The sequence below is a fragment of the Vibrio sp. 2130-1 genome (assembly GCF_033339515.1).
On record NZ_JAWOUT010000016.1, the window covers coordinates 1 to 21,064 of the forward strand.

Sequence of the window (21,064 nt, forward strand, 5' to 3'; positions counted from 1 at the left end):
ATTGGCGCTGGACTAAACAAAGGCCCCCTTTTAGGGGGCTCACACAAAGCCACCTTCTTTAGAAGGTGGTAATTTACATGTTTCGTTAATGCTTGTGACGTGCTTTTTCCAATAGAGCATCAAAGTAATGTCGTAGCGAGTACAACATAATCAAGCTTGGCACGACCATGACAGCGGTAAGCACGAAGAATGTGCTCCAATCATTAAGATAATCCACTAGCTCGCCACTGAAAGAAGCAAGAGTCGTCCGTCCGAAGTTTCCTAGAGAGGCAAGCAACGCATACTGAGTTGCCGAAAATGCTTGCCCGGTTAGAATCGTCAAAAATGAAACAAAAGCGACAGTTGAGAAAGCAGTCGTAAAGTTATCGACAATAATCGTGGCTAAGTACAAGTGCTCGTTTGGGCCTACCGAAGCAATCCAAGCAAACATCAAGTTACTGGCAGACATCGCAATACCGCCGATCATTAATCCACGTACAATACCAAACCTAACGTTGAACATGCTTCCGACAAAAGTAAAGAAGATGGTGGCTCCCCAACCGATCAGTTTGGAGTAATAGCCAATTTGTTCATTGCTAAAACCAATATCTTTATAGAACGCGATCGACATCCTGCCCAAAAACGCTTCGCCAATTTTAAATAGGAAAACGAACAGCAACAGAGTAATCGCGACACGGACGCCATTGCGATTAAAGAAATCAAGGAAAGGTTCTACAACAGTCACGGTAAACCAAGCTACGACTTTTGAACCAACCACTTCTTTGTGGCGTTGTTCAGCGGCAGACTGAAGTTGTTCGCGTTGAGTCTTCGGTTCACCGACTAAAATCGTAAAGACCATTAGAATGCCGACTATCACCGCCATCCCGTAGTACACACCATTCCAACCGACACTGTCAGCATTAACAAACGCTAAATAACCCGGTAGTGAATAACCTGTCCACCAGCCAATGACCGCCATTGCAGAAGCTTGAGGCAGTTTAGACTCTTCTGACTTTGGGAAAGTATCAATACGAAAAGCATCAATTGCGATGTCTTGTGTCGCTGAAGCCGTTGCAATGCACAAGGCGAGTAGTGACGCAAATACCAAGTTTTCCGCTGGATTAACGCCGGCAATAAATAGGGTAGCGACGAGTACGATACTTTGGCAAAAGAAAATCCAGCTACGTCTTTGCCCCAGCAGTCTAAAGAGGACTGGCAGCTTCACGCGGTCAACCAGAGGTGCCCACAGAAAGTTGATCGCATAGACCGCAAAAACGCTACCAAAATAGCCAATTGCGGAGAGGGTCAAGCCGGCATCTTTTAGCCAACCTGACATGTTTGAACCGATAAGAACCCACGGAAAGCCGCTAGAGCAGCCCAGCATGAAAACCCACATGAGTCGTTTATCGAGGTAACTTTTTACCGTTTCCAACCAAGTGATGGAAGGTAATGAAGACATAAATCAATCCAATAAAATGAAGCCGTTGAAAGAGAAAGCCCTTCGATTATTCAAAGGGCTTATCGTTTTGGCTATTTAAGTAGTGTAGCTTTGGTGATGACGATTTGCGTCTCTGGTACATCACGCATTCGGCCTACCGTCGTGGTCGGCTGCTGAGCCATTTTCTGGATAACGTCGAACCCCTCAGTAACCTCACCAAATACAGCATAACCTGGTGGTCGAGCGCCATAGTTGAGAAAGTCATTGTCGACTAAGTTGACGAAAAACTGACGAGTTGCAGAGTTTGGTGCATTGGTTCGTGCCATGGCGATGGTAGCACGGTCATTGTTTAGACCATTATTTCCTTCGTTTTTGATTGGCGCGTATGTTTTCACCATCTGCATATCTTGGTTAAAGCCGCCACCTTGTGCCATGAAGCCTGGGATAATACGATGAAAAATAGTACCCTCGTAGCTCCCATCTTCTACATATTTTAGAAAATTAGCGACAGTGATAGGTGCTTTCTCTTCGTTTAACTCAACCGTAAATGAACCAAGTGTCGTTTCAAACGCTACTTTTGGTCCAGCCCAAACGCTGCAGCTGAGTAGTGCTAAAGACAGAATCGCTTTGCGTAACATTAGAAACGCTCCTGCATGTATTGACGAAGCTCAGGGTCATTGGCAATCTCTTTAAGCGTCAATGTCACCACATCATTCAATGTCTCTTCAATATCGGCATCAGAAGCACTCAATGTGCCAGATCGCTTTGCTGTACCTGTATAAGTTTTGACTAGCTTGCCCTCAGGTGTCTCTGCTGTGATTTCCAGCACAACTTTAGCATCCATCTCATTTTCCATCACCGAATGCTTCACGTTGACCAACGCTTCTTGAACGCTCAATTCAATCGCGTTGTTGCTGTTTAGATCCGCATGGAAACCTTGAGATGAGAATTGCTTCTCTAATGCTTCTTCTAACGCAATACGTAAATTCTGTTTAGCATGAAGAGGAAGAATGTTCGAACGGCCGTTATCCACCAACGCCACGTACTGCGCTGCACGTACATCTTTGCTGGTCAAACTGTAAGTCTTGCCTTGAACAATTGGATTGGTGCTCAATGTGCTTTCTGGCATCAGGTTCAGCTGAGGTTGTTGAGGGGCTGAACACGCAGCAAGCAACGCAACCGAAGCCGCAAGTACCAATTTTCTCATTTTATTATTCCTTTTAACTATTTTGCTAAAGCTTATTTTGCGCTTAATTTAGCAGGATTTTTTGTAGCCTGTAAAATCACAAACTTATTGTTGGAAGCGATAAGTTTCACATTTTTATCGCCAAACAGACGTTTGAGTTTTGCGTCGTACCCGAGGTGACGATTTCCGATAACCAGTAAACGGCCATTTTCACTTAATACTTGTTTAGCATCGCAGAACATTTGCCAAGCAATATGATCGGTGATTGCCTGTTGTTGATGAAACGGTGGATTACACATAACCATAGAGCTGCTGCTGTGTTTAAAACCGTCCAAGCAATTGTTCGCTATGCACTGTATGTCTCTATTTTCACCAAGGTTGTCGCGTAGGTTCTGTTTTGCTGATTCAAGCGCCATAAAACTTTCATCAACACATGTTAGCCGAGCATTTGGATTCAACTGACCAAATTTAACAGACAGAACACCATTGCCGCAGCCGAGGTCGATGACATTGTCTATCGAAGGGTCTTGAGGCAGGTGCTGCAGCATAAAGCGTGCACCTAAATCTAAACTTTCTCCTGAATAGACATTTGGCATGTTCTTGAGTTCGATATCTTCGCCATCAACGCGCCAAGTCGTGAAAGGCATTACTTCAATCGGAGGCTCAACTGTTGCTTGAGAAAACACCAATCTGTGCTTTTTCCAGGCCAAAGATGTTTTTGTTTCGCCTAAGTATTTTTCAAACAGTTTTAGCGTCGAAGTATGAATGTCTTTCGCTTTATTGACTGCAATGACGGGGCAGGAAGCCGGTAGCGCCTTTCTTAATTGGCTTAGTATCCACACTAGATGGCGGTTACTTTTGGGCAGTTGCAGCAAGACGAGATCAATATTGGCAGGAACGAGGTCCATCGTGGTGGCAAACGCTACTTTATTGCACTGGTTTTGCTCGAGATTTTGCTGTGCACCTTTATGTGAGATGAATGAATCACTCATTAGCGTTACATGGTGCTTTTCCGAAAACCAGCAGGAGAGGGCACCAAAGCTGTCATTAATCACGAGGATGTTTTGATTGTCTGGCAAAGCAAGCTCTTCAACATGATTAATAAGATACTCATCACCGGCATCCCACGCTTGTAGCGTTTCGTTACTTCGTTTTGGGAAACGATGAAGTGTTAAGCTTCGCTCGTGAAGGTTCAGTTCGGTTTTCATAGCTAAATGTAAGTTGATTTAGAAATTAAGTGTTATTGTCGCAAATGATGACGTGTCGAGATACAAAAAGCTGTCAAATTTTACGAGTTCAGTGATGGCTGCTCTCTAGGCATGTTCATGGAGTCGAGCGCCTTGAGACAATATGTCTACAAAGTGCGTCAATAATGAGAGTGACGTTTGAGTGATGCATGTCTGCTTTACTTAGGTATATACTTATGGAATTCGCATCAATGAGGAACGAATATGATCCAAGAAATCATAGAGAAGAAACTACACAGTGAGCTGCAACCCAGCTATCTCAAAGTCATTAATGAGAGCTACATGCATAATGTGCCACCAGGCTCAGAGAGTCATTTCAAAGTGATTGTTGTGAGTGATTCGTTCGCGGGACAGCGTTTGATTGGGCGCCATCGTCAAGTTCATCAAATTTTGGCAGATGAACTGGATAACCACATTCATGCATTAGCTATTCATACATACACTGATGAAGAGTGGAAGCGTGAACAAGATGGCGCCCCTGATAGCCCGATGTGTATGGGTGGCGGTCACTAAAAACGCAAGATATAAAGGTGCAGAGAAAGGTGGCTTAAGGCCATCTTTTTTCGTTTTACATTCTTTAGGGACGTTAACGTGGCACAAATTTTGGTTAAAAAATGTGTTAACAGTGTTTCAACAAATGAATGGAAATTGCAGAATATTTCAGGCGATGAATATCACTTTTCCATAAGATATGTATGGAATATGGCATTTGTGCGATGGGTCAAAGTTATGACTATTCTTTGACCTTTTAGACCTGATTCTACCGAAATAACCCCTCTATTCTAATGATTGATCATGGCATCAAGTTCCTAAAAAATGCTAGACTACGGCACCTGATAAATCTCGCGTATTCCTTGTGACGAGATTTTTAATAGGATGTTGCGATTTTGATGTTTAAAACAACATCAAAACCGGACACTGATGTCGTGTCTAAAAGTTACGCAATCAAAAGAATCTTTTTCCCGATAAAAGTAGTGCAAGTGCGTATGATTACAATAAAGAAGGGCTTGGATCTTCCTATCGCAGGAACTCCATCCCAGGTGATTAATGATGGTAAGACCATCAAAAAAGTCGCCTTGCTTGGCGAAGAGTACGTTGGCATGCGACCTACCATGCATGTCCGCGTTGGTGATGAAGTGAAAAAAGCGCAAGTTCTTTTTGAAGATAAAAAGAACCCAGGCGTGAAATTTACTGCACCAGCAGCCGGTAAAGTGATCGAAGTTAACCGTGGCGCTAAACGTGTCCTTCAATCTGTAGTGATTGAAGTGGCAGGTGAAGAGCAGGTGACATTTGATAAGTTCGAAGCCGCTCAACTTTCAGGTCTAGATCGTGAAGTGATCAAGACTCAGTTGGTTGACTCTGGCTTATGGACCGCTTTACGTACTCGTCCGTTTAGCAAGGTTCCTGCAATCGAGTCTTCTACTAAGGCTATTTTCGTAACTGCAATGGATACTAATCCACTAGCAGCTAAGCCTGAGTTGATCATTAATGAGCAACAAGAAGCATTCATTGCTGGTCTAGACATTCTTTCAGCCCTGACAGAAGGCAAGGTTTACGTATGTAAATCTGGCACTAGCTTGCCACGCTCTTCACAGTCTAACGTAGAAGAACACGTCTTCGATGGCCCTCACCCAGCAGGTCTTGCTGGCACCCACATGCATTTCCTATACCCAGTAAATGCAGAGAATGTGGCATGGAGCATCAACTACCAAGACGTTATCGCGTTCGGTAAGCTGTTCCTAACTGGTGAGCTATGCACAGATCGTGTTGTGTCTCTAGCTGGCCCAGTTGTGAATAACCCTCGTCTAGTTCGTACCGTAATGGGTGCAAGCTTAGATGACCTAACAGATAACGAGCTGATGCCTGGCGAAGTTCGTGTGATCTCTGGTTCAGTACTAACAGGTACACATGCAACTGGTCCACACGCATACCTTGGCCGTTACCATCAACAGGTTTCTGTATTACGTGAAGGCCGTGAAAAAGAACTATTTGGCTGGGCAATGCCTGGTAAGAATAAGTTCTCGGTAACTCGCTCTTTCCTTGGTCACGTATTCAAAGGTCAGTTGTTCAATATGACAACGACGACCAATGGTAGTGATCGTTCAATGGTTCCAATTGGCAACTACGAACGCGTAATGCCTCTAGATATGGAGCCTACTTTGCTGCTTCGTGATCTATGTGCCGGCGACACAGACAGTGCTCAAGCACTGGGTGCGCTTGAACTGGATGAAGAAGATCTAGCATTGTGTACCTTTGTATGTCCAGGTAAGTACGAGTACGGTACGTTACTTCGTGAATGCCTAGATACTATCGAGAAGGAAGGGTAATTTTCATGGCTCTTAAAAAGTTTCTTGAAGACATCGAGCATCATTTTGAGCCTGGTGGCAAACACGAAAAATGGTTTGCCCTGTACGAAGCTGTAGCAACAGTTTTTTACACGCCAGGTATCGTAACAAATAAAAGCTCGCACGTTCGTGATAGCGTTGACCTAAAACGTATCATGATCATGGTTTGGTTTGCGGTATTCCCAGCAATGTTCTGGGGTATGTACAACGCAGGTGGCCAAGCTATTGCAGCACTTAACCACATGTACGCTGGTGACCAACTAGCGACAGTTATCGCAGGTAACTGGCACTACTGGCTAACAGAAATGCTTGGCGGCACTATCGGTGCGGAAGCGGGTGTTGGCAGTAAGATGCTACTAGGTGCGACTTACTTCCTGCCAATCTACGCAACAGTATTTATTGTTGGTGGTTTCTGGGAAGTGTTGTTCTGTATGGTGCGTAAGCACGAAGTTAACGAAGGTTTCTTTGTAACTTCTATCTTATTCGCACTTATCGTTCCACCAACGCTACCTCTATGGCAAGCGGCGCTAGGTATCACATTTGGTGTTGTTGTAGCAAAAGAGATCTTCGGTGGTACAGGTCGTAACTTCCTTAACCCTGCACTTGCAGGTCGTGCATTTCTATTCTTCGCTTACCCAGCACAAATTTCGGGTGACGTAGTATGGACTGCAGCTGACGGCTTCTCTGGTGCAACTGCTCTTAGCCAATGGGCTCAAGGTGGTAACGGTGCTCTAGTTAACACAGTAACTGGCGCTCCTATCACTTGGATGGATGCGTTCATCGGTAACATCCCTGGTTCAATTGGTGAAGTATCGACTCTAGCTCTAATGATCGGTGCAGCGATGATCGTTTACATGCGAATCGCTTCATGGCGCATCATTGCGGGTGTAATGATCGGTATGATCGCAGTATCGACTCTGTTTAACGTGATCGGTTCTGACACTAATCCAATGTTTAATATGCCATGGCACTGGCACCTAGTTCTAGGTGGTTTTGCATTCGGTATGTTCTTCATGGCAACGGACCCAGTATCAGCGTCATTTACTAGCAAAGGTAAATGGTGGTACGGCATCCTGATTGGTGCAATGTGTGTGATGATCCGTGTAGTTAACCCAGCGTACCCAGAAGGTATGATGCTGGCGATTCTATTCGCGAACCTATTCGCACCTCTGTTCGACCATGTAGTGATTGAGAAGAACATCAAGCGGAGACTAGCACGCTATGGCAAGTAATAACGACAGCATTAAAAAGACGCTGGGTGTTGTTATCGGGTTGAGCCTTGTTTGTTCAATCATCGTATCAACAGCAGCAGTAGGTCTGCGTGATAAGCAAAAAGCTAACGCTGTCCTAGATAAGCAATCAAAGATCGTTGAAGTTGCAGGCATTGACGCAAACGGTAAGAAAGTACCAGAGCTATTTGCTGAGTACATTGAACCTCGTCTAGTAGACCTTGAAACAGGTAACTTTACTGAGGGTAATGCATCTACGTACGATCAACGTGAAGCATCAAAAGATGCAGAACGTTCAATCGCATTGACACCAGAAGAAGACGTAGCTGATATCCGTCGTCGCGCGAATACAGCAGTGGTGTACCTTGTAAAAGATCAAGATGAAGTCCAAAAAGTTATCCTGCCTATGCACGGTAAAGGACTATGGTCGATGATGTATGCCTTTGTAGCCGTTGAAACTGATGGTAACACTGTGTCTGCTATTACTTACTACGAGCAAGGTGAAACTCCTGGACTTGGTGGTGAAGTAGAGAATCCTTCATGGCGCGATCAATTCATTGGCAAGAAATTGTACAATGAAGATCACCAGCCAGCGATTAAGGTCGTGAAAGGCGGCGCACCGCAAGGTTCTGAGCACGGTGTTGATGGCTTATCAGGAGCAACGCTCACTAGTAATGGTGTTCAACACACATTTGACTTCTGGTTAGGTGATATGGGCTTTGGTCCTTTCCTAGCAAAAGTTCGTGACGGAGAACTTAACTAATGTCTAGTGCACAAAACGTTAAAAAGAGCATTCTAGCGCCAGTATTGGATAACAACCCAATCGCGCTACAAGTTCTTGGTGTATGTTCTGCTCTTGCAGTAACAACTAAACTAGAAACAGCTTTTGTAATGACACTAGCGGTAACATTTGTAACTGCGTTGTCTAACTTCTCTGTTTCATTGATCCGTAACCACATTCCTAACAGTGTGCGTATCATCGTTCAGATGGCAATCATCGCATCGTTAGTAATCGTGGTAGACCAAGTGCTAAAAGCTTACCTATACGATATCTCTAAACAGTTATCTGTATTCGTTGGTCTGATTATCACTAACTGTATCGTAATGGGTCGTGCTGAAGCATTCGCAATGAAGTCTGCGCCAGTACCATCTCTTATTGACGGTATTGGTAACGGTCTAGGTTACGGCTTCGTTCTTATCACTGTAGGTTTCTTCCGTGAGCTATTTGGCTCAGGCAAACTATTTGGTCTAGAAGTTCTACCTCTAGTGAGCAACGGTGGTTGGTACCAGCCTAACGGCCTAATGCTACTAGCACCATCAGCATTCTTCCTAATCGGCTTCCTTATCTGGGTAATCCGTATTCTGAAACCAGAACAAGTAGAAGCGAAGGAGTAAGGACGTCATGGAACATTACATTAGTCTGTTAGTTAAATCGATTTTCATCGAAAACATGGCTCTGTCTTTCTTCCTAGGTATGTGTACTTTTCTTGCCGTATCTAAGAAGGTTAAGACCTCTTTCGGCCTAGGTGTTGCAGTTGTGGTAGTTCTGACTATCGCTGTTCCTGTGAATAACCTGGTATACAACCTAGTTCTGAGAGAGAACGCGTTAGTTGAGGGCGTGGACCTTAGCTTCCTAAACTTCATCACCTTTATCGGTGTAATTGCAGCACTTGTACAGATTCTAGAGATGGTCCTAGACCGTTTCTTCCCACCTTTGTACAACGCGCTAGGCATCTTCCTACCGCTGATCACAGTAAACTGTGCAATCTTCGGTGGTGTATCTTTCATGGTACAACGTGACTACAACTTTGCTGAATCGATCGTTTACGGTTTCGGCTCTGGTGTGGGCTGGATGCTAGCAATCGTTGCTCTTGCAGGTATCCGTGAGAAGATGAAGTACTCTGACGTACCTCCAGGTCTACGTGGTCTTGGTATCACATTTATCACTGTAGGTCTTATGGCGTTAGGCTTTATGTCTTTCTCTGGTGTTCAACTGTAAGTCGGGTAAACCGCAACAATTAAGGAATAGTCAATGGACATTATTCTTGGTGTAGTGATGTTTACTCTGATCGTACTTGCACTAGTACTAGTGATTCTTTTCGCTAAGTCTAAGCTTGTACCAACAGGTGACATTACAATTTCTGTGAACGATGACCCTTCTCTGGCGATCGTTACACAACCAGGTGGTAAGCTACTGAGTGCTCTAGCAGGTGCTGGCGTATTCGTATCTTCTGCTTGTGGTGGCGGTGGCTCATGTGGTCAGTGTCGCGTAAAAGTTAAATCAGGTGGTGGCGACATCCTACCAACCGAGCTTGACCATATTACTAAAGGTGAAGCGCGTGAAGGTGAGCGTCTAGCGTGTCAGGTTGCAATGAAAACTGACATGGATATCGAGCTTCCTGAAGAAATCTTCGGCGTTAAGAAGTGGGAATGTACTGTTATCTCTAACGATAACAAAGCGACATTCATCAAAGAGCTTAAGCTACAAATTCCAGATGGCGAATCAGTACCTTTCCGTGCTGGTGGTTACATCCAGATTGAAGCTCCTGCTCACCACGTGAAATACGCAGACTACGATATTCCTGAGGAATACCGTGAAGACTGGGAGAAGTTCAACCTTTTCCGTTACGAGTCTAAAGTTAATGAAGAGACCATTCGTGCATACTCTATGGCTAACTACCCAGAAGAGCACGGTATCATCATGCTTAACGTTCGTATCGCAACTCCGCCGCCGAACAACCCAGACGTACCACCAGGCATCATGTCTTCGTACATCTGGTCTCTAAAAGAAGGCGACAAGTGTACTATTTCTGGTCCATTTGGTGAGTTCTTTGCGAAAGATACAGATGCAGAAATGGTATTCGTTGGTGGTGGTGCTGGTATGGCTCCAATGCGCTCACACATCTTCGACCAACTTAAGCGTCTGCACTCTAAGCGTAAGATGTCTTTCTGGTACGGCGCACGTTCTAAGCGTGAAATGTTCTACGTAGAAGATTTCGATATGCTACAAGCTGAGAATGACAACTTCGTATGGCACTGTGCACTGTCTGATCCACTTCCAGAAGATAACTGGGATGGTTACACTGGCTTTATTCACAACGTTCTTTACGAGAACTACCTACGTGATCACGAAGCGCCAGAAGACTGTGAATACTACATGTGTGGTCCACCTATGATGAACGCTGCTGTAATCGGCATGCTGAAAGATCTAGGTGTAGAGGATGAAAACATCCTACTAGATGACTTCGGTGGTTAATTCCTCCAAGTGATTGAATCTATGGCTAGCTCTCCAAGAGCTAGCCATTATTTTTTATAGACATAAAACTGATATTCAACAGTTGATATAGGTAATCGGATTGAAATGATTGGTCCTATTTCCCATATCAATTCAACAACATTGGGAGTTAACAAGTGAAAAAGTGGCTTGTTGCATTCGCTTCTCTATTGATTTTGGCTGGCTGTGAGCAGCCTGCAGATCAAATTCATTTAAGTGGCCCTACCATGGGGACTTCTTACAACATCAAGTATATCGAGCAAGATGGTATTCCAACGCCAAAAGCGATGCAGACAGAAATTGATCGCTTATTGGAAGAGGTTAATGACCAAATGTCGACCTATCGTGACGACTCAGAGTTAAGTCGTTTTAATCAGCATCAAACGAGCGAGCCATTTACAGTTTCGACACAAACTGCGACGGTAGTGAAAGAAGCAATTCGCCTTAACGGTCTTACTTTAGGTGCATTGGATGTGACGGTCGGCCCTCTAGTTAACCTGTGGGGGTTTGGTCCAGAAGCTCGTCCAGATGTAGTTCCAACCGATGAAGAACTCGCTGCTCGCAAAGCAAATACCGGTATTCACCACCTATCTGTTGATGGTAATACACTGTCCAAAGATCTTCCTAACTTGTACGTCGACCTATCGACGATTGCGAAAGGTTGGGGGGTTGACGTGGTTGCTGACTACCTTCAATCTGAAGGGGTACAGAACTTTATGGTCGAAGTTGGCGGTGAAATGCGTCTCAAAGGTGTCAATCGTGAAGGTGTGCCTTGGCGTATCGCAATTGAAAAACCGACCGTTGATGAACGTTCAATTCAAGAAATTATTGAACCAGGCGACATGGCAATTGCAACAAGTGGTGACTATCGTAATTACTTTGAGAGTAATGGTGTGAGATACTCTCATATTATTAATCCACGAACAGGCAAACCAATTCATCATAAAGTGGTGTCTGTAACGGTATTAGATAAATCGTCGATGACTGCTGATGGTCTTGCAACTGGTCTTATGGTGCTAGGTGAAGACAAAGGCATGGCAATTGCGAACGAAAATAATATTCCTGTTTTCATGATTGTGAAAACGGAAGATGGTTTTAAAGAGTTGGCTTCGGAAGCATACAAGCCATTCATGAAGAAATAACAACAGAAGTGAGCATGTTTTTATGAATACATTTCTAATTACCTTTGCTGTGTTTGTCGCGGTAATCACTGCAATGGCTGTCGGATACATTTTCCAAAAGAAAGTCGTGAAAGGTAGCTGCGGTGGCCTAGGGGCAGTTGGCATCGAAAAAGTGTGTAATTGTCCAGAACCCTGCGATGCGCGTAAAAAACGTGAAGCGCGCGAGGCTGCGCGTGCTGAGAAATTGGCGGCGTGGGAAAAAGATAGAATTGCTTAGTATTGGTTAATCGTACTAAGAAAGTGATAAAGCTCAGCGTTCTGCTGAGCTTTATTTTTAGGCAGCTAACCAAAACTCAGATATCCGAGAAAGAGCCTAATACCGTGTTTTGTTGTTTCTTTCTCTCATGTTAAAGAGCAAGACTACATCGATAATCATTAGGACGAAGCAATGATTTGGTTACGTCCGTTCTCTTTGGCCATGTAAAGTCGCTCATCCGCCGCTTTTATTTGTTGTTCTAGCTCCCCCACGATGTTGCTTACACCAATACTCGCGGTCACAAGAATGTTTTTGTCCAAATAAGTTATTGGCGTTTTTTCTATGCGCTGTCGCATTTGTTCTAAGCGTGTTAGAAAGCCGTCATAGTCGCCACTGGCTTGAATACAAAACTCCTCGCCACCAAGCCTAGCGACAATATCATTTGGAAAATAGATTTTTAGAATATTCGCTATCATGACTAGCACTGCATCGCCGCCCTCATGTCCGTGTGTATCATTTACTTGCTTAAAGAAATCGATATCAAGCATCGCGATGTTTCTTTGAGCGTTTTCTACATGGGGCTGCTCAAACAGAAAGCGGCGGTTCCATAAGCCCGTTAGCGCATCTTGATTTGCCATTTTAAACAGTTCAGATGTTGCGTCTTTGATATCTAACAGTTGGTGAATACGGCAAAAAAATTCTTCTTGATTAAATGGCTTGTATAAAAAGTCATTGGCCCCTGCTTTTAGAAACCTAGCCGTCATGGTCTTAGAGTTACTACCCGACAAGCCGAGAATGGCTAATTGATTTTTATCCCACTTCCGACGTAATTCACGCACCATAGTAATGCCATCTTTAACGGGCATGTCATGGTCGGTTAAAACGAGAGTGATATCTGGATTTTGCTCGACAAGCTCTAGGGCTTTTTGCCCATTGTCAGCTTCCAACGTTTGAATATATTGATGTTCCAAAAGTTGGGCGATGTGTCTTCTTACGGTGTGAGAATCATCAACGACTAAGCATTTGTGTTGTTGATTGTTGGTTAGTCGCTTGAGGAGTGGTAATAGATAGGAAACGGACGCCATGTTGTCTTTCAAAATATAGTCGAGGACACCTTTTGCAAGCATCTTTTCGCGAGTGTCTTCTTGAAATCGAGCCGTTAAAACAATGACACGATGACCATGTTCCAAAACGAGATCAATAATCTCGCCATCTTGAGCATCCGGTAAACAATAGTCTAAAACCGCACAGAAGAGGTCCTGTGCTGAAGATAACAAGTTCTTTGCCTCCGCGTAGCTTTCCGCTGCGATGACCTCATAACCAGCTTGGCTTATTGTTTGGCAAAGAAAGTTTTTAAATGCACGACTATCTTCAACAACCAGAATCTTATTACTCAAGCGCAGTCCCCAAAATTAATTGTTTAAAATCAATGATAACTAAAATTAAACTTATCGCCATCAAAAAACACATGTCAACCAAAAGTAGAACAACTACTCAAATGTTTGACACGCATCCGTTAACATCACATCATTATTCCTGTCTTAGTTATATAATTATGTTTAGCTAACGTAGGGAGAAAGTAGTATGGAAATGCATCAACATGGTATGGCTGAGCTATTTCAACAACTGGGCCTCGGTAGCTCTCCTCAAGAAATGAAAGATTTTATTAATCAACATCGACACAAAAGAGATTCTGCGCCTTTACATGAAGCTAGCTTTTGGACGATGTCACAGGCGAACTTTCTAAAACAAGCCATCGAAGAAGATGCAGATTGGGCCGAATTGGTCGATCAATTGGACGTAATGCTTCGAGATTGACGTTCGTTTAAACACGCCCATTTCTCTTCAGGTAGATTTGATTTATACTGTTTTTTTGAACAGTGCTTTGATGGCTATGTCAGATCGAATTAGAAAAATTATTCATGTCGATATGGATTGTTTTTATGCTGCCGTAGAGATGAGAGATAACCCCAGTTACCGTGGCATTGCACTCGCTGTTGGCGGACATGAAAAGCAGCGTGGAGTGATTAGCACCTGTAATTATGATGCGCGTAAATATGGTGTTCGCAGTGCAATGTCAACGGCGCGCGCGCTGCAACTCTGTCCTCATTTGTTGGTTGTGCCCGGTAGAATGCATGTATATAAGCAAGTCTCTCAGCAGATTCGTGCTATTTTTGAGCGTTATACGCCTATCATTGAACCTCTCTCATTGGATGAAGCATACCTCGATGTCACGGACTCGACAGCTTGCCGTGGCTCCGCAACGTTGATCGCAGAGTCAATTCGCCGTGATATCTGGAGTGAACTTGGGTTGACGGCATCGGCGGGCATTGCTCCGATTAAGTTTCTTGCCAAGGTCGCGTCAGACATGAACAAGCCCAACGGTCAGTTTGTGATTCCGCCAGAGAAAGTCCAAGAGGTTATCGATAGTCTTCCGTTAGAGAATATTCCTGGCGTGGGGAAGGTGAGTCTTGAGAAGCTCCACCAAGCCGGTTTTTATCGATGTGAGGACATTAAAAACAGTGACTATCGAGAGTTGTTGAGGCAGTTTGGTCGTCAGGGTGCCTCCTTATGGCAGCGAAGCCATGGAATTGATAATCGAGAAGTCGTTGTTGAGCGCGAGAGAAAGTCCGTCGGTGTGGAAAGGACATTCAGCCAGAACATCGCAACCTATGGTGAATGTTGGCAAGTGATTGAGGAGAAACTTTATCCTGAACTCGAGAAACGTTTAGAGCGTGCAAGCCCAGATAAGTCGATTATTAAACAAGGTATTAAAGTCAAATTTGCCGATTTTCAACTGACAACAATTGAGCACATCCATCCGCAATTAGAGCTTGAGGACTTCAAGATCTTGCTAAGAGATATTCTTAAACGCCAAAATGGACGGGAAATTCGCCTTTTAGGCTTAAACGTGATGCTCAAGCCCGAAGACCAAGCGCGTCAATTGAGCTTTTTTTAGGCCCTTACCGTTTCTACCTGCGTTAATACCTGCTCAAAACTTACGTTTGCCATTGCACCATAACCTGCTAGCTTTGAGGCTTTTAGCTGGCTAATCAAAGGAGTGCTGATTCCGCACAAGAAGCGAGCAACGGCATCATTACTGATGGCCGATGGGGAAAGCTGAATAAACTCCTGCGCCCATATCGATACTTGAGATTGTTCAATATCTTCAGGTTCTGGTGCTGTGAATGTGGCGACGTGACCACGACACACGGAGCAGTGACCACATTGCTTTGGTGCATCGTGATCCGCAAAGTAGTTCGCCAATTGTGAGCTCAAACAGTGCTCGGACTGGAACAAGTGCAGCATGGTGTGGATTCTTTCGATATCTTTGCTTTCTTTGGATTGGAACAGTTCAGACAGTTGTTGGATTAAAACATCCGAGCTCTGTTTGGTTGGCATAACTGAGTACACGTCCGTCAGTTGTTTGCTCTCTAGTTCTATCCAGCCGTTCTGGTGAAAATAGTCGAGCGCTGCGACAACTCGGCTGCGTTCCGATTGATAGTTCATCCATAGCGCTTCTAGATCAACTTGGCACCACACTTTGGCTTTTTGTGAGCAGGAAAAAATAGCCTCCACAAATTGACGTCGCTCGCCTTGAAATTGATTCACAATAAATTGCTGATCGTGCAAAAACTTAAACCGATATTCTGCAAAGTAACTGTACTTTGCTTCAATGACGTTATGTAGCTCCAAATAAACCAACAAGGTTTTGAGTGGCAATTGGCGGATATTACTTTCACGCGACAAACGCAGTGGCACTACCTCCCATTGTGGAGCATGTTCTTTCGCTTGCTCGACTACATAGTTAATTGACGCAAATTCTGGTGTGTCACCATAGACAAAATTCTCCAACACCGTTAAGCCGGACGTATTGCCTAGCAGAATGCACTCAGAGCGTTGCCCGTCCCTGCCTGCACGTCCAATCTCTTGTGCGTAGTTCTCGATTGATTTGGGTAAGTCGAAGTGAATGACGCGTCGAATATCAGATTTATCGACCCCCATACCAAATGCAATCGTTGCAACAATACAGTCAATTTGGCCATCCATGAACTGCTGTTGGATTTGTGCACGAACGTCGCTTTTCATGCCAGCGTGGTATGCGTGAGCGTTAATGCCAATATGGATTAATGACTTTGCTACTCGTTCTGCTGTTTGCTGTTGCGTCACGTATATGATGGTCGGAAGCTTAGGTGAAGAGGCGATGATCTCACTGAGCTGTTCTTGTTTCTTTGTTTCCTCACACGGGATCACCGATATATCCAGATTGGGGCGGTAGAAGCCTGTAACGGTAATATGTTCACTGGCAATATCGAACTTTTTTTGCATGTCTTCAATAACTGCAGGCGTTGCCGTTGCGGTGAGAAGTAAAGACTGTGGGATGTTCAGTTCACGTTGATATTGCGGTAGTTTGAGATAATCTGGACGAAAGTTATGCCCCCATTCGGAAATACAGTGCGCTTCATCAATGACCATCAAAGAAATCGGTACTTGGCGAATGAATTCACGAAAACGCTCGTTTTTTAGCCGCTCAACAGAAATCATCAAGATTTTGATTTGTCCATTCTTCACGCCAGCCATGACCTTTTGTGCTTCTTCTCTACTTTGACTGCTATCGATAGAAGCGGCCGCGATTCCTTTACTTTGTAAAAAGCTCAGTTGATCCTTCATTAACGCCAACAACGGAGAGATCACCAACGTAAGGTTGGGTAATATGGTTGCAGGTAGTTGATAACAGAGTGACTTCCCCGAGCCTGTAGGAAAGATTGCCGCAGCAGAGTAACCATTCATAACGGCTTCAATAACGGGTTGCTGACCTTGGCGTAATGAGTCAAAACCAAATACAGATTGAAGTGTTTGATGCAGCGAGTCACTTTGCATAATAGGGAAACCTTTCTTTGATGGTAAACTTGGCTACATTAACACACCCCGAATACTAAACGCGCGTCCTAAAAGTATGAACAAAGCTGACTTAGTCCCAATTATCATCCAACATCTGGAAGAAAAACTTCAAGTTGCCCATGCATCGGCTCAGCGAGCTATCGATGCCGCGACAGATGAAGAAACTGTTCCCGAGCACAAGTACGATACATTGGCACTTGAAGCCGCGTATCTTGCTCATGGACAAGCCATGCGAATTCAAGATAGTGAAGAGGAATTGCGTCAATATCGTTCTTTAGTGACTCGCAACTTTAAGAATGCGCCTGTTGGTGTTGGTGCTTACGTTGTTCTCGCAGATGAGAATTTGCTTGAAAAGCACTTCTTTGTAGGCCCTTGCTCTGGTGGTCTGACTGTTAAATATCAGGCTCAGGAAGTCTTTGTCTTAACAGCAAAATCTCCTCTTGGTCGAGCGTTATTCGGGAAAGAAGAAGGCGATGAGATTGATGTGAAAATAGGAGAAAAAACAACTTGTTACGAAGTCGTGACGGTTTGCTGACATCTCATGTATCACTCAGTGTTATGTTTAACACGAGTAATGTTAAATAAAAGAGAATGACATGAAAAAGCTTTTTACACTCTCATTGCTGATGGTCAGTGCTACTGGTTATGCAGCGCAGTGTCGTGTGGACATCAATAATGAAGTCCGTATGGATGGGCAAAGCTTGGAAATTCGCCAAACGACAGGTGATAAAGCTGTCGTGGATGAGGATAACAACCTTTTCATCAAAGGTGAGCTAATTGAACTCAATTCTGACCAGAAAGCGGCAATTGAAGACTATCGCGAAAAAATGAACGCGTATATTCCACAAGCAAAGCAATTGGCGAGTGATGGTTTAGCGCTTGCGAATGATATTATTGATGATGTTGCGGAAAGCCTCGATGCACCTGGTGCGTTTGATAATGTAAAAGTCGCAGTAAAGGACTTTTTCGCTGATGTTGAATCACGTTACTACAAAGATGGTGATTTCATCCTGCCGGCGGAGAGTTTTGAGTCTATGACACAAGGGTGGACTGAAGACTTTGCAAAAGCACAAGAGATCTTCAATAAAGAGTTTTTAGCCAGTTCGTTGGATGCTTTATCGAAAAAAATGAAGGAAGAGGGAGGAATAAACCTCACTGCATTATCAGAGAGTATGGCTGAGCTCAGCGCGAAAGTAGAAGAGCGTTTAGCCGAGCATTCGAAAGAGGTAGAACAACAAGCAGAAGACTTGTGCGATTCGCTGGATGACATGGCAGGGCAAGAAGACGACCTGTTGAAGAAAATCCCTGAGCTAAAAGATTACCGAGTATTTACGATTTAATTACTCATTAAAAAGTAAAAAACTCAATGAGATAAAGAAAGAGAGCACGATTGTGCTCTCTTTTCGTTTTTACATACTTGAATAAGTAATGGAAACAAGACGATATTTGCGTTTTACTCGCTTGTTCTTTGATAGCTTATTGCGTATTCATCTCGGTGAGTTTATCGCCGACAGGTTTTGAGAAGTTAAAGCCATCATGCTGATCCCAGTTGATAGACCATGTCATTACCCCTGCATAATTCGGGTAATGGTACGCTGGTTTAACGGTGCCACATGAAGTGCCTTTGGTTAAACAATCTAGTGCGTTGATAATATTCTGTGTTGGAGCCTGCCCTGAATTTGCCGAGCTAGGACCTGAAGGTAAACCGATTGCGACTTGATCATCGCGCAATGGTGCAAATTGAGTGCCGTCGGCCAACTCAAAACCTTCGATAAGCATTTTAGATTGCGCTACCATCATATCCACAGAGCCTTCTGGTGCACTGCCTGGCAGGTATGGGTTTGGCAAACCGCCGTTGTTATATAACTGGACGTGAAGCAAGTCGAGCGTGCTGCGTGTCTCGTTTATCACAGGAATGTAAGCTCCCCAAATACCGCTGTAAGCCACATAGCCGCCTTGAACATAAGGGTGCTCAGGCGCCATGGTTAGGTACATATCGCCACCCATGTTTTGCTCTATTTGAAGCAAAGCACGACCAAGGCGAGCTTGAATTTGCGAGCCATGAACTAAGTTAGAACCACTCTCTAAATCCACATCTAGACCATCAAAGCCCCACTCAGCGATAAGACCTGTTAGGCTAGAGACAAAGTTGGCTTCATCTTGGTCGGTATTCAGCGTAATCGTGCCTTCTGCGCCGCCAAGAGAGAGAACAAACTTCTTACCTTTAGCTTGAAGCGCTGCCATGTCCTGCTTGAATTGTGTTGGATCGAGTGCTGGACAATCGCTGTAAATATCGCCTGAATATAGATTAAAGTGCACGGTGCCATCACTGTTGCGATCATTTTCAGCAAAGGCAATATCAATCACATCCCAAGCATCTGCCATATCCGCTAGACGAATTGGACAGCCCGCTCCATTTACAAAATTGTGCCAGTAACCGATGAGTTTATGGCGTTTATCTATTTGCTCAACCACCGTTATTGCTGCGGCGTCAGACAATGCATTGCTTCCTGACAAATCCACAGCTTGGGCGCTAACTGTAAAATTACCAAGTGCAGTTGGTGTCCAGTTGGCTGTGTAAGGTGCCGTGGTATCGGTTGCAACAATAGAGCCGTTGATCATGAAATCAACGTGTTTAATGCCTGAAGTTAAAGACGTTGCATCGGCGCTTAATGCGAGGCTTTTGCCTAATCCGGCGGTCTGACCGCTGCTTGGTGAAGTCAGAGAGACGACCAAATCTTTATCGCTGACTTCCACACCAACCAGGGACTCTGACGTGTTGTTATCATTATCGGTTGCGACAGCTTTAAGCTGGTTAGCGCCAATAAGTGTGGCGTTCCAAGTAACGGAATATGGCGCTTGAGTGGTGACCCCTAAGCTGGTGTTGTTCGCAAAAAACTCAACTTGTGTGACTGTGCCATCAGCATCGCTTGCGTTTGCCGTGATTTCGTTATTGCTGCCAGCGAGCACGACTTGTCCATCCGTTGGTGCCGTAATGGTAACTTGCGGTGGTGTCGAACAAGCACCTAGGCCACTCCAAGCATCTTGCCAGTATAGCCCTTCACCAGGCTCGTAAGCCCATGTCGCATCCGAGGAGCACCAACCAGCAACATCACAACGATATTTTTGGTTGAAGTGAGAAACCAGGTCGCCAGCTTGATAACTTGTGCCTGCCACATAAGGTACTGCATCTGCACATCCGCCCGTTCCGGTTTCTGAATTACTAATAACCAGCGCTACTTCTTGGCTCATCGTTGCGAGGTTTGTATCATCAGTCGCTTGTGCTTTGAACGAGTATGTACCTGAACTCGCGGTCCATTGATATTCGTAAGGTGCACTAGTATCAATGGCGACAGATTGATTGTTTACGAAGAACTCAACTTGTGTGACCACACCATCAATATCGTCAGCTTGAGCGGCTACGGTTAGGCTATCACCTGCATTAAGCACTTCTGTGCCTACTGGGCTGGTCAATGAAATGCTTGGTGGTGGTAATTCGACTTGTGGTTGAACTTGGATAGAAATCGTCGTGGTGCTAACAGCTCCCTCATTATCGGTCGCAATTGCGGTCAATTGCGAGATCCCTTCAATAGCTGTCCAAGAAGCTTCGAATGGTGCTTGAGTTACCACAGCAACCGTTTGGTTGCTTGCGACAAACTCAACTTGTGTGATTTGGCCATCTTCGTCTGCCGCGTTGGCTAACAAAGTGATCGCACTGCCTTCGGGAATTTGTGCGTTGTTTATTGGAGAGGAGAACGACACCGTTGGTGATAAATTGTTGCTTCCACCATCACATTGCCCTAACGCTTTCCATGCTTCCCAAGATCCTGAGTTGGTCACGGGATCATTGCCTTGCGTCCAATATGCAGCCTCATAAGCGGCTCCTTGCGTTTTTACTAAAGCGCCCGATGTATAAGTCGCAGTGCTGTCCCAGTCGGGTAGACTTTGACAGTTATAGGCTTGAGCTTGGTAGCTGGCGCTGAGTGCTACAACCATCGCTCCGTGAAGTAGGGTGACCTTCATTTTCCTCTCCTTGAATCATGGGTATAAATGAGAACAGAGTAATAACTAGCTGATAAATAGACAT

The 21,064-nt window shown here is 44.5% G+C and carries 20 protein-coding genes; 13 read left to right on the forward strand and 7 right to left on the reverse strand.

Annotation, left to right across the window (positions count from 1 at the left end):
• Nucleotides 1–85: 85 nt before the first annotated feature.
• The 4 genes from R7Q09_RS19680 to R7Q09_RS19695 all read right to left on the reverse strand — a co-directional run bounded on the left by R7Q09_RS19680 (nt 86) and on the right by R7Q09_RS19695 (nt 3,811).
• On the reverse strand, nt 86–1,438 hold the full coding sequence (locus tag R7Q09_RS19680) for an AmpG family muropeptide MFS transporter (RefSeq protein ID WP_005380257.1): 1,353 nt from the start codon (nt 1,436–1,438) through the stop codon (nt 86–88).
• A gap of 71 nt (nt 1,439–1,509) precedes the next feature.
• Nucleotides 1,510–2,055, reverse strand: a complete 546-nt coding sequence (locus tag R7Q09_RS19685; RefSeq protein WP_005380258.1) for a peptidylprolyl isomerase — start codon at nt 2,053–2,055, stop codon at nt 1,510–1,512.
• Nucleotides 2,055–2,624, reverse strand: coding sequence for a YajG family lipoprotein (locus R7Q09_RS19690; RefSeq protein ID WP_005380259.1), 570 nt, complete (start codon nt 2,622–2,624; stop codon nt 2,055–2,057). Before R7Q09_RS19690 ends, R7Q09_RS19685 begins: the two co-directional genes overlap by 1 nt.
• A gap of 32 nt (nt 2,625–2,656) precedes the next feature.
• Nucleotides 2,657–3,811: a methyltransferase gene (locus R7Q09_RS19695; RefSeq protein WP_005385302.1), complete on the reverse strand. Its 1,155-nt coding sequence runs from the start codon at nt 3,809–3,811 to the stop codon at nt 2,657–2,659.
• Nucleotides 3,812–4,054: 243 nt separating this feature from the next.
• Here R7Q09_RS19695 and bolA point away from each other — a divergent pair, with 243 nt between their 5' ends.
• From bolA to nqrM, 9 genes are all read left to right on the forward strand, one after another.
• Nucleotides 4,055–4,363: a transcriptional regulator BolA gene (gene bolA, locus R7Q09_RS19700; protein ID WP_005380262.1), complete on the forward strand. Its 309-nt coding sequence runs from the start codon at nt 4,055–4,057 to the stop codon at nt 4,361–4,363.
• Between the two features lie 473 nt (nt 4,364–4,836).
• The gene (locus R7Q09_RS19705) at nt 4,837–6,177 is read left to right on the forward strand and encodes a Na(+)-translocating NADH-quinone reductase subunit A (RefSeq protein ID WP_005380264.1); all 1,341 of its coding nucleotides are present in this window, start codon (nt 4,837–4,839) and stop codon (nt 6,175–6,177) included.
• A 5-nt stretch (nt 6,178–6,182) separates the two neighbouring features.
• Entirely contained in the window at nt 6,183–7,427 is a 1,245-nt protein-coding gene (locus R7Q09_RS19710) for an NADH:ubiquinone reductase (Na(+)-transporting) subunit B (protein ID WP_005380265.1), read from the forward strand.
• On the forward strand, nt 7,417–8,187 hold the full coding sequence (locus R7Q09_RS19715; protein WP_005380267.1) for a Na(+)-translocating NADH-quinone reductase subunit C: 771 nt from the start codon (nt 7,417–7,419) through the stop codon (nt 8,185–8,187). The genes R7Q09_RS19710 and R7Q09_RS19715 overlap by 11 nt, the downstream gene beginning before the upstream one ends.
• Entirely contained in the window at nt 8,187–8,819 is a 633-nt protein-coding gene (locus R7Q09_RS19720; protein ID WP_005380269.1) for an NADH:ubiquinone reductase (Na(+)-transporting) subunit D, read from the forward strand. The genes R7Q09_RS19715 and R7Q09_RS19720 overlap by 1 nt, the downstream gene beginning before the upstream one ends.
• Nucleotides 8,820–8,826: 7 nt before the next feature.
• Complete coding sequence (gene nqrE / locus R7Q09_RS19725) at nt 8,827–9,423, forward strand: NADH:ubiquinone reductase (Na(+)-transporting) subunit E (protein ID WP_005380270.1); 597 nt, start codon at nt 8,827–8,829, stop codon at nt 9,421–9,423.
• A gap of 33 nt (nt 9,424–9,456) precedes the next feature.
• Nucleotides 9,457–10,680: an NADH:ubiquinone reductase (Na(+)-transporting) subunit F gene (nqrF, locus tag R7Q09_RS19730; protein ID WP_005380271.1), complete on the forward strand. Its 1,224-nt coding sequence runs from the start codon at nt 9,457–9,459 to the stop codon at nt 10,678–10,680.
• Nucleotides 10,681–10,835: 155 nt separating this feature from the next.
• Nucleotides 10,836–11,840, forward strand: a complete 1,005-nt coding sequence (locus tag R7Q09_RS19735; protein WP_005380272.1) for an FAD:protein FMN transferase — start codon at nt 10,836–10,838, stop codon at nt 11,838–11,840.
• 22 nt (nt 11,841–11,862) lie between these two features.
• Nucleotides 11,863–12,096: a (Na+)-NQR maturation NqrM gene (gene nqrM, locus R7Q09_RS19740; protein ID WP_005380273.1), complete on the forward strand. Its 234-nt coding sequence runs from the start codon at nt 11,863–11,865 to the stop codon at nt 12,094–12,096.
• Between the two features lie 158 nt (nt 12,097–12,254).
• On the opposite strand, the gene R7Q09_RS19745 is transcribed toward nqrM, so the two are convergent.
• A complete protein-coding gene (locus R7Q09_RS19745; RefSeq protein WP_226083485.1) occupies nt 12,255–13,472 on the reverse strand; it encodes a response regulator in 1,218 nt (405 codons plus the stop codon).
• A 187-nt stretch (nt 13,473–13,659) separates the two neighbouring features.
• On the opposite strand from R7Q09_RS19745, the gene R7Q09_RS19750 reads away from it, so the two are divergent.
• Both R7Q09_RS19750 and dinB read left to right on the forward strand, forming a co-directional pair.
• Nucleotides 13,660–13,893 (forward strand): DUF2789 domain-containing protein, encoded by a 234-nt coding sequence (locus tag R7Q09_RS19750; protein WP_005380277.1) that lies wholly within the window; start codon nt 13,660–13,662, stop codon nt 13,891–13,893.
• A gap of 76 nt (nt 13,894–13,969) precedes the next feature.
• Nucleotides 13,970–15,034, forward strand: coding sequence for a DNA polymerase IV (gene dinB / locus R7Q09_RS19755; protein ID WP_025998728.1), 1,065 nt, complete (start codon nt 13,970–13,972; stop codon nt 15,032–15,034).
• Here the strand turns inward: dinB and R7Q09_RS19760 are convergent.
• Complete coding sequence (locus R7Q09_RS19760) at nt 15,031–16,956, reverse strand: ATP-dependent DNA helicase RecQ (RefSeq protein WP_256913658.1); 1,926 nt, start codon at nt 16,954–16,956, stop codon at nt 15,031–15,033. The two genes, dinB and R7Q09_RS19760, sit on opposite strands and share 4 nt — an antisense overlap.
• 76 nt (nt 16,957–17,032) lie before the next feature.
• Between R7Q09_RS19760 and R7Q09_RS19765 the strand changes: the two genes are divergently transcribed.
• Nucleotides 17,033–17,512, forward strand: coding sequence for a GreA/GreB family elongation factor (locus tag R7Q09_RS19765; protein ID WP_017820768.1), 480 nt, complete (start codon nt 17,033–17,035; stop codon nt 17,510–17,512).
• A 61-nt stretch (nt 17,513–17,573) separates the two neighbouring features.
• Entirely contained in the window at nt 17,574–18,317 is a 744-nt protein-coding gene (locus R7Q09_RS19770; protein WP_017820767.1) for a YggN family protein, read from the forward strand.
• Nucleotides 18,318–18,453: 136 nt separating this feature from the next.
• On the opposite strand, the gene R7Q09_RS19775 is transcribed toward R7Q09_RS19770, so the two are convergent.
• The gene (locus R7Q09_RS19775) at nt 18,454–21,000 is read right to left on the reverse strand and encodes an Ig-like domain-containing protein (RefSeq protein ID WP_318071107.1); all 2,547 of its coding nucleotides are present in this window, start codon (nt 20,998–21,000) and stop codon (nt 18,454–18,456) included.
• Nucleotides 21,001–21,064 lie beyond the last annotated feature (64 nt).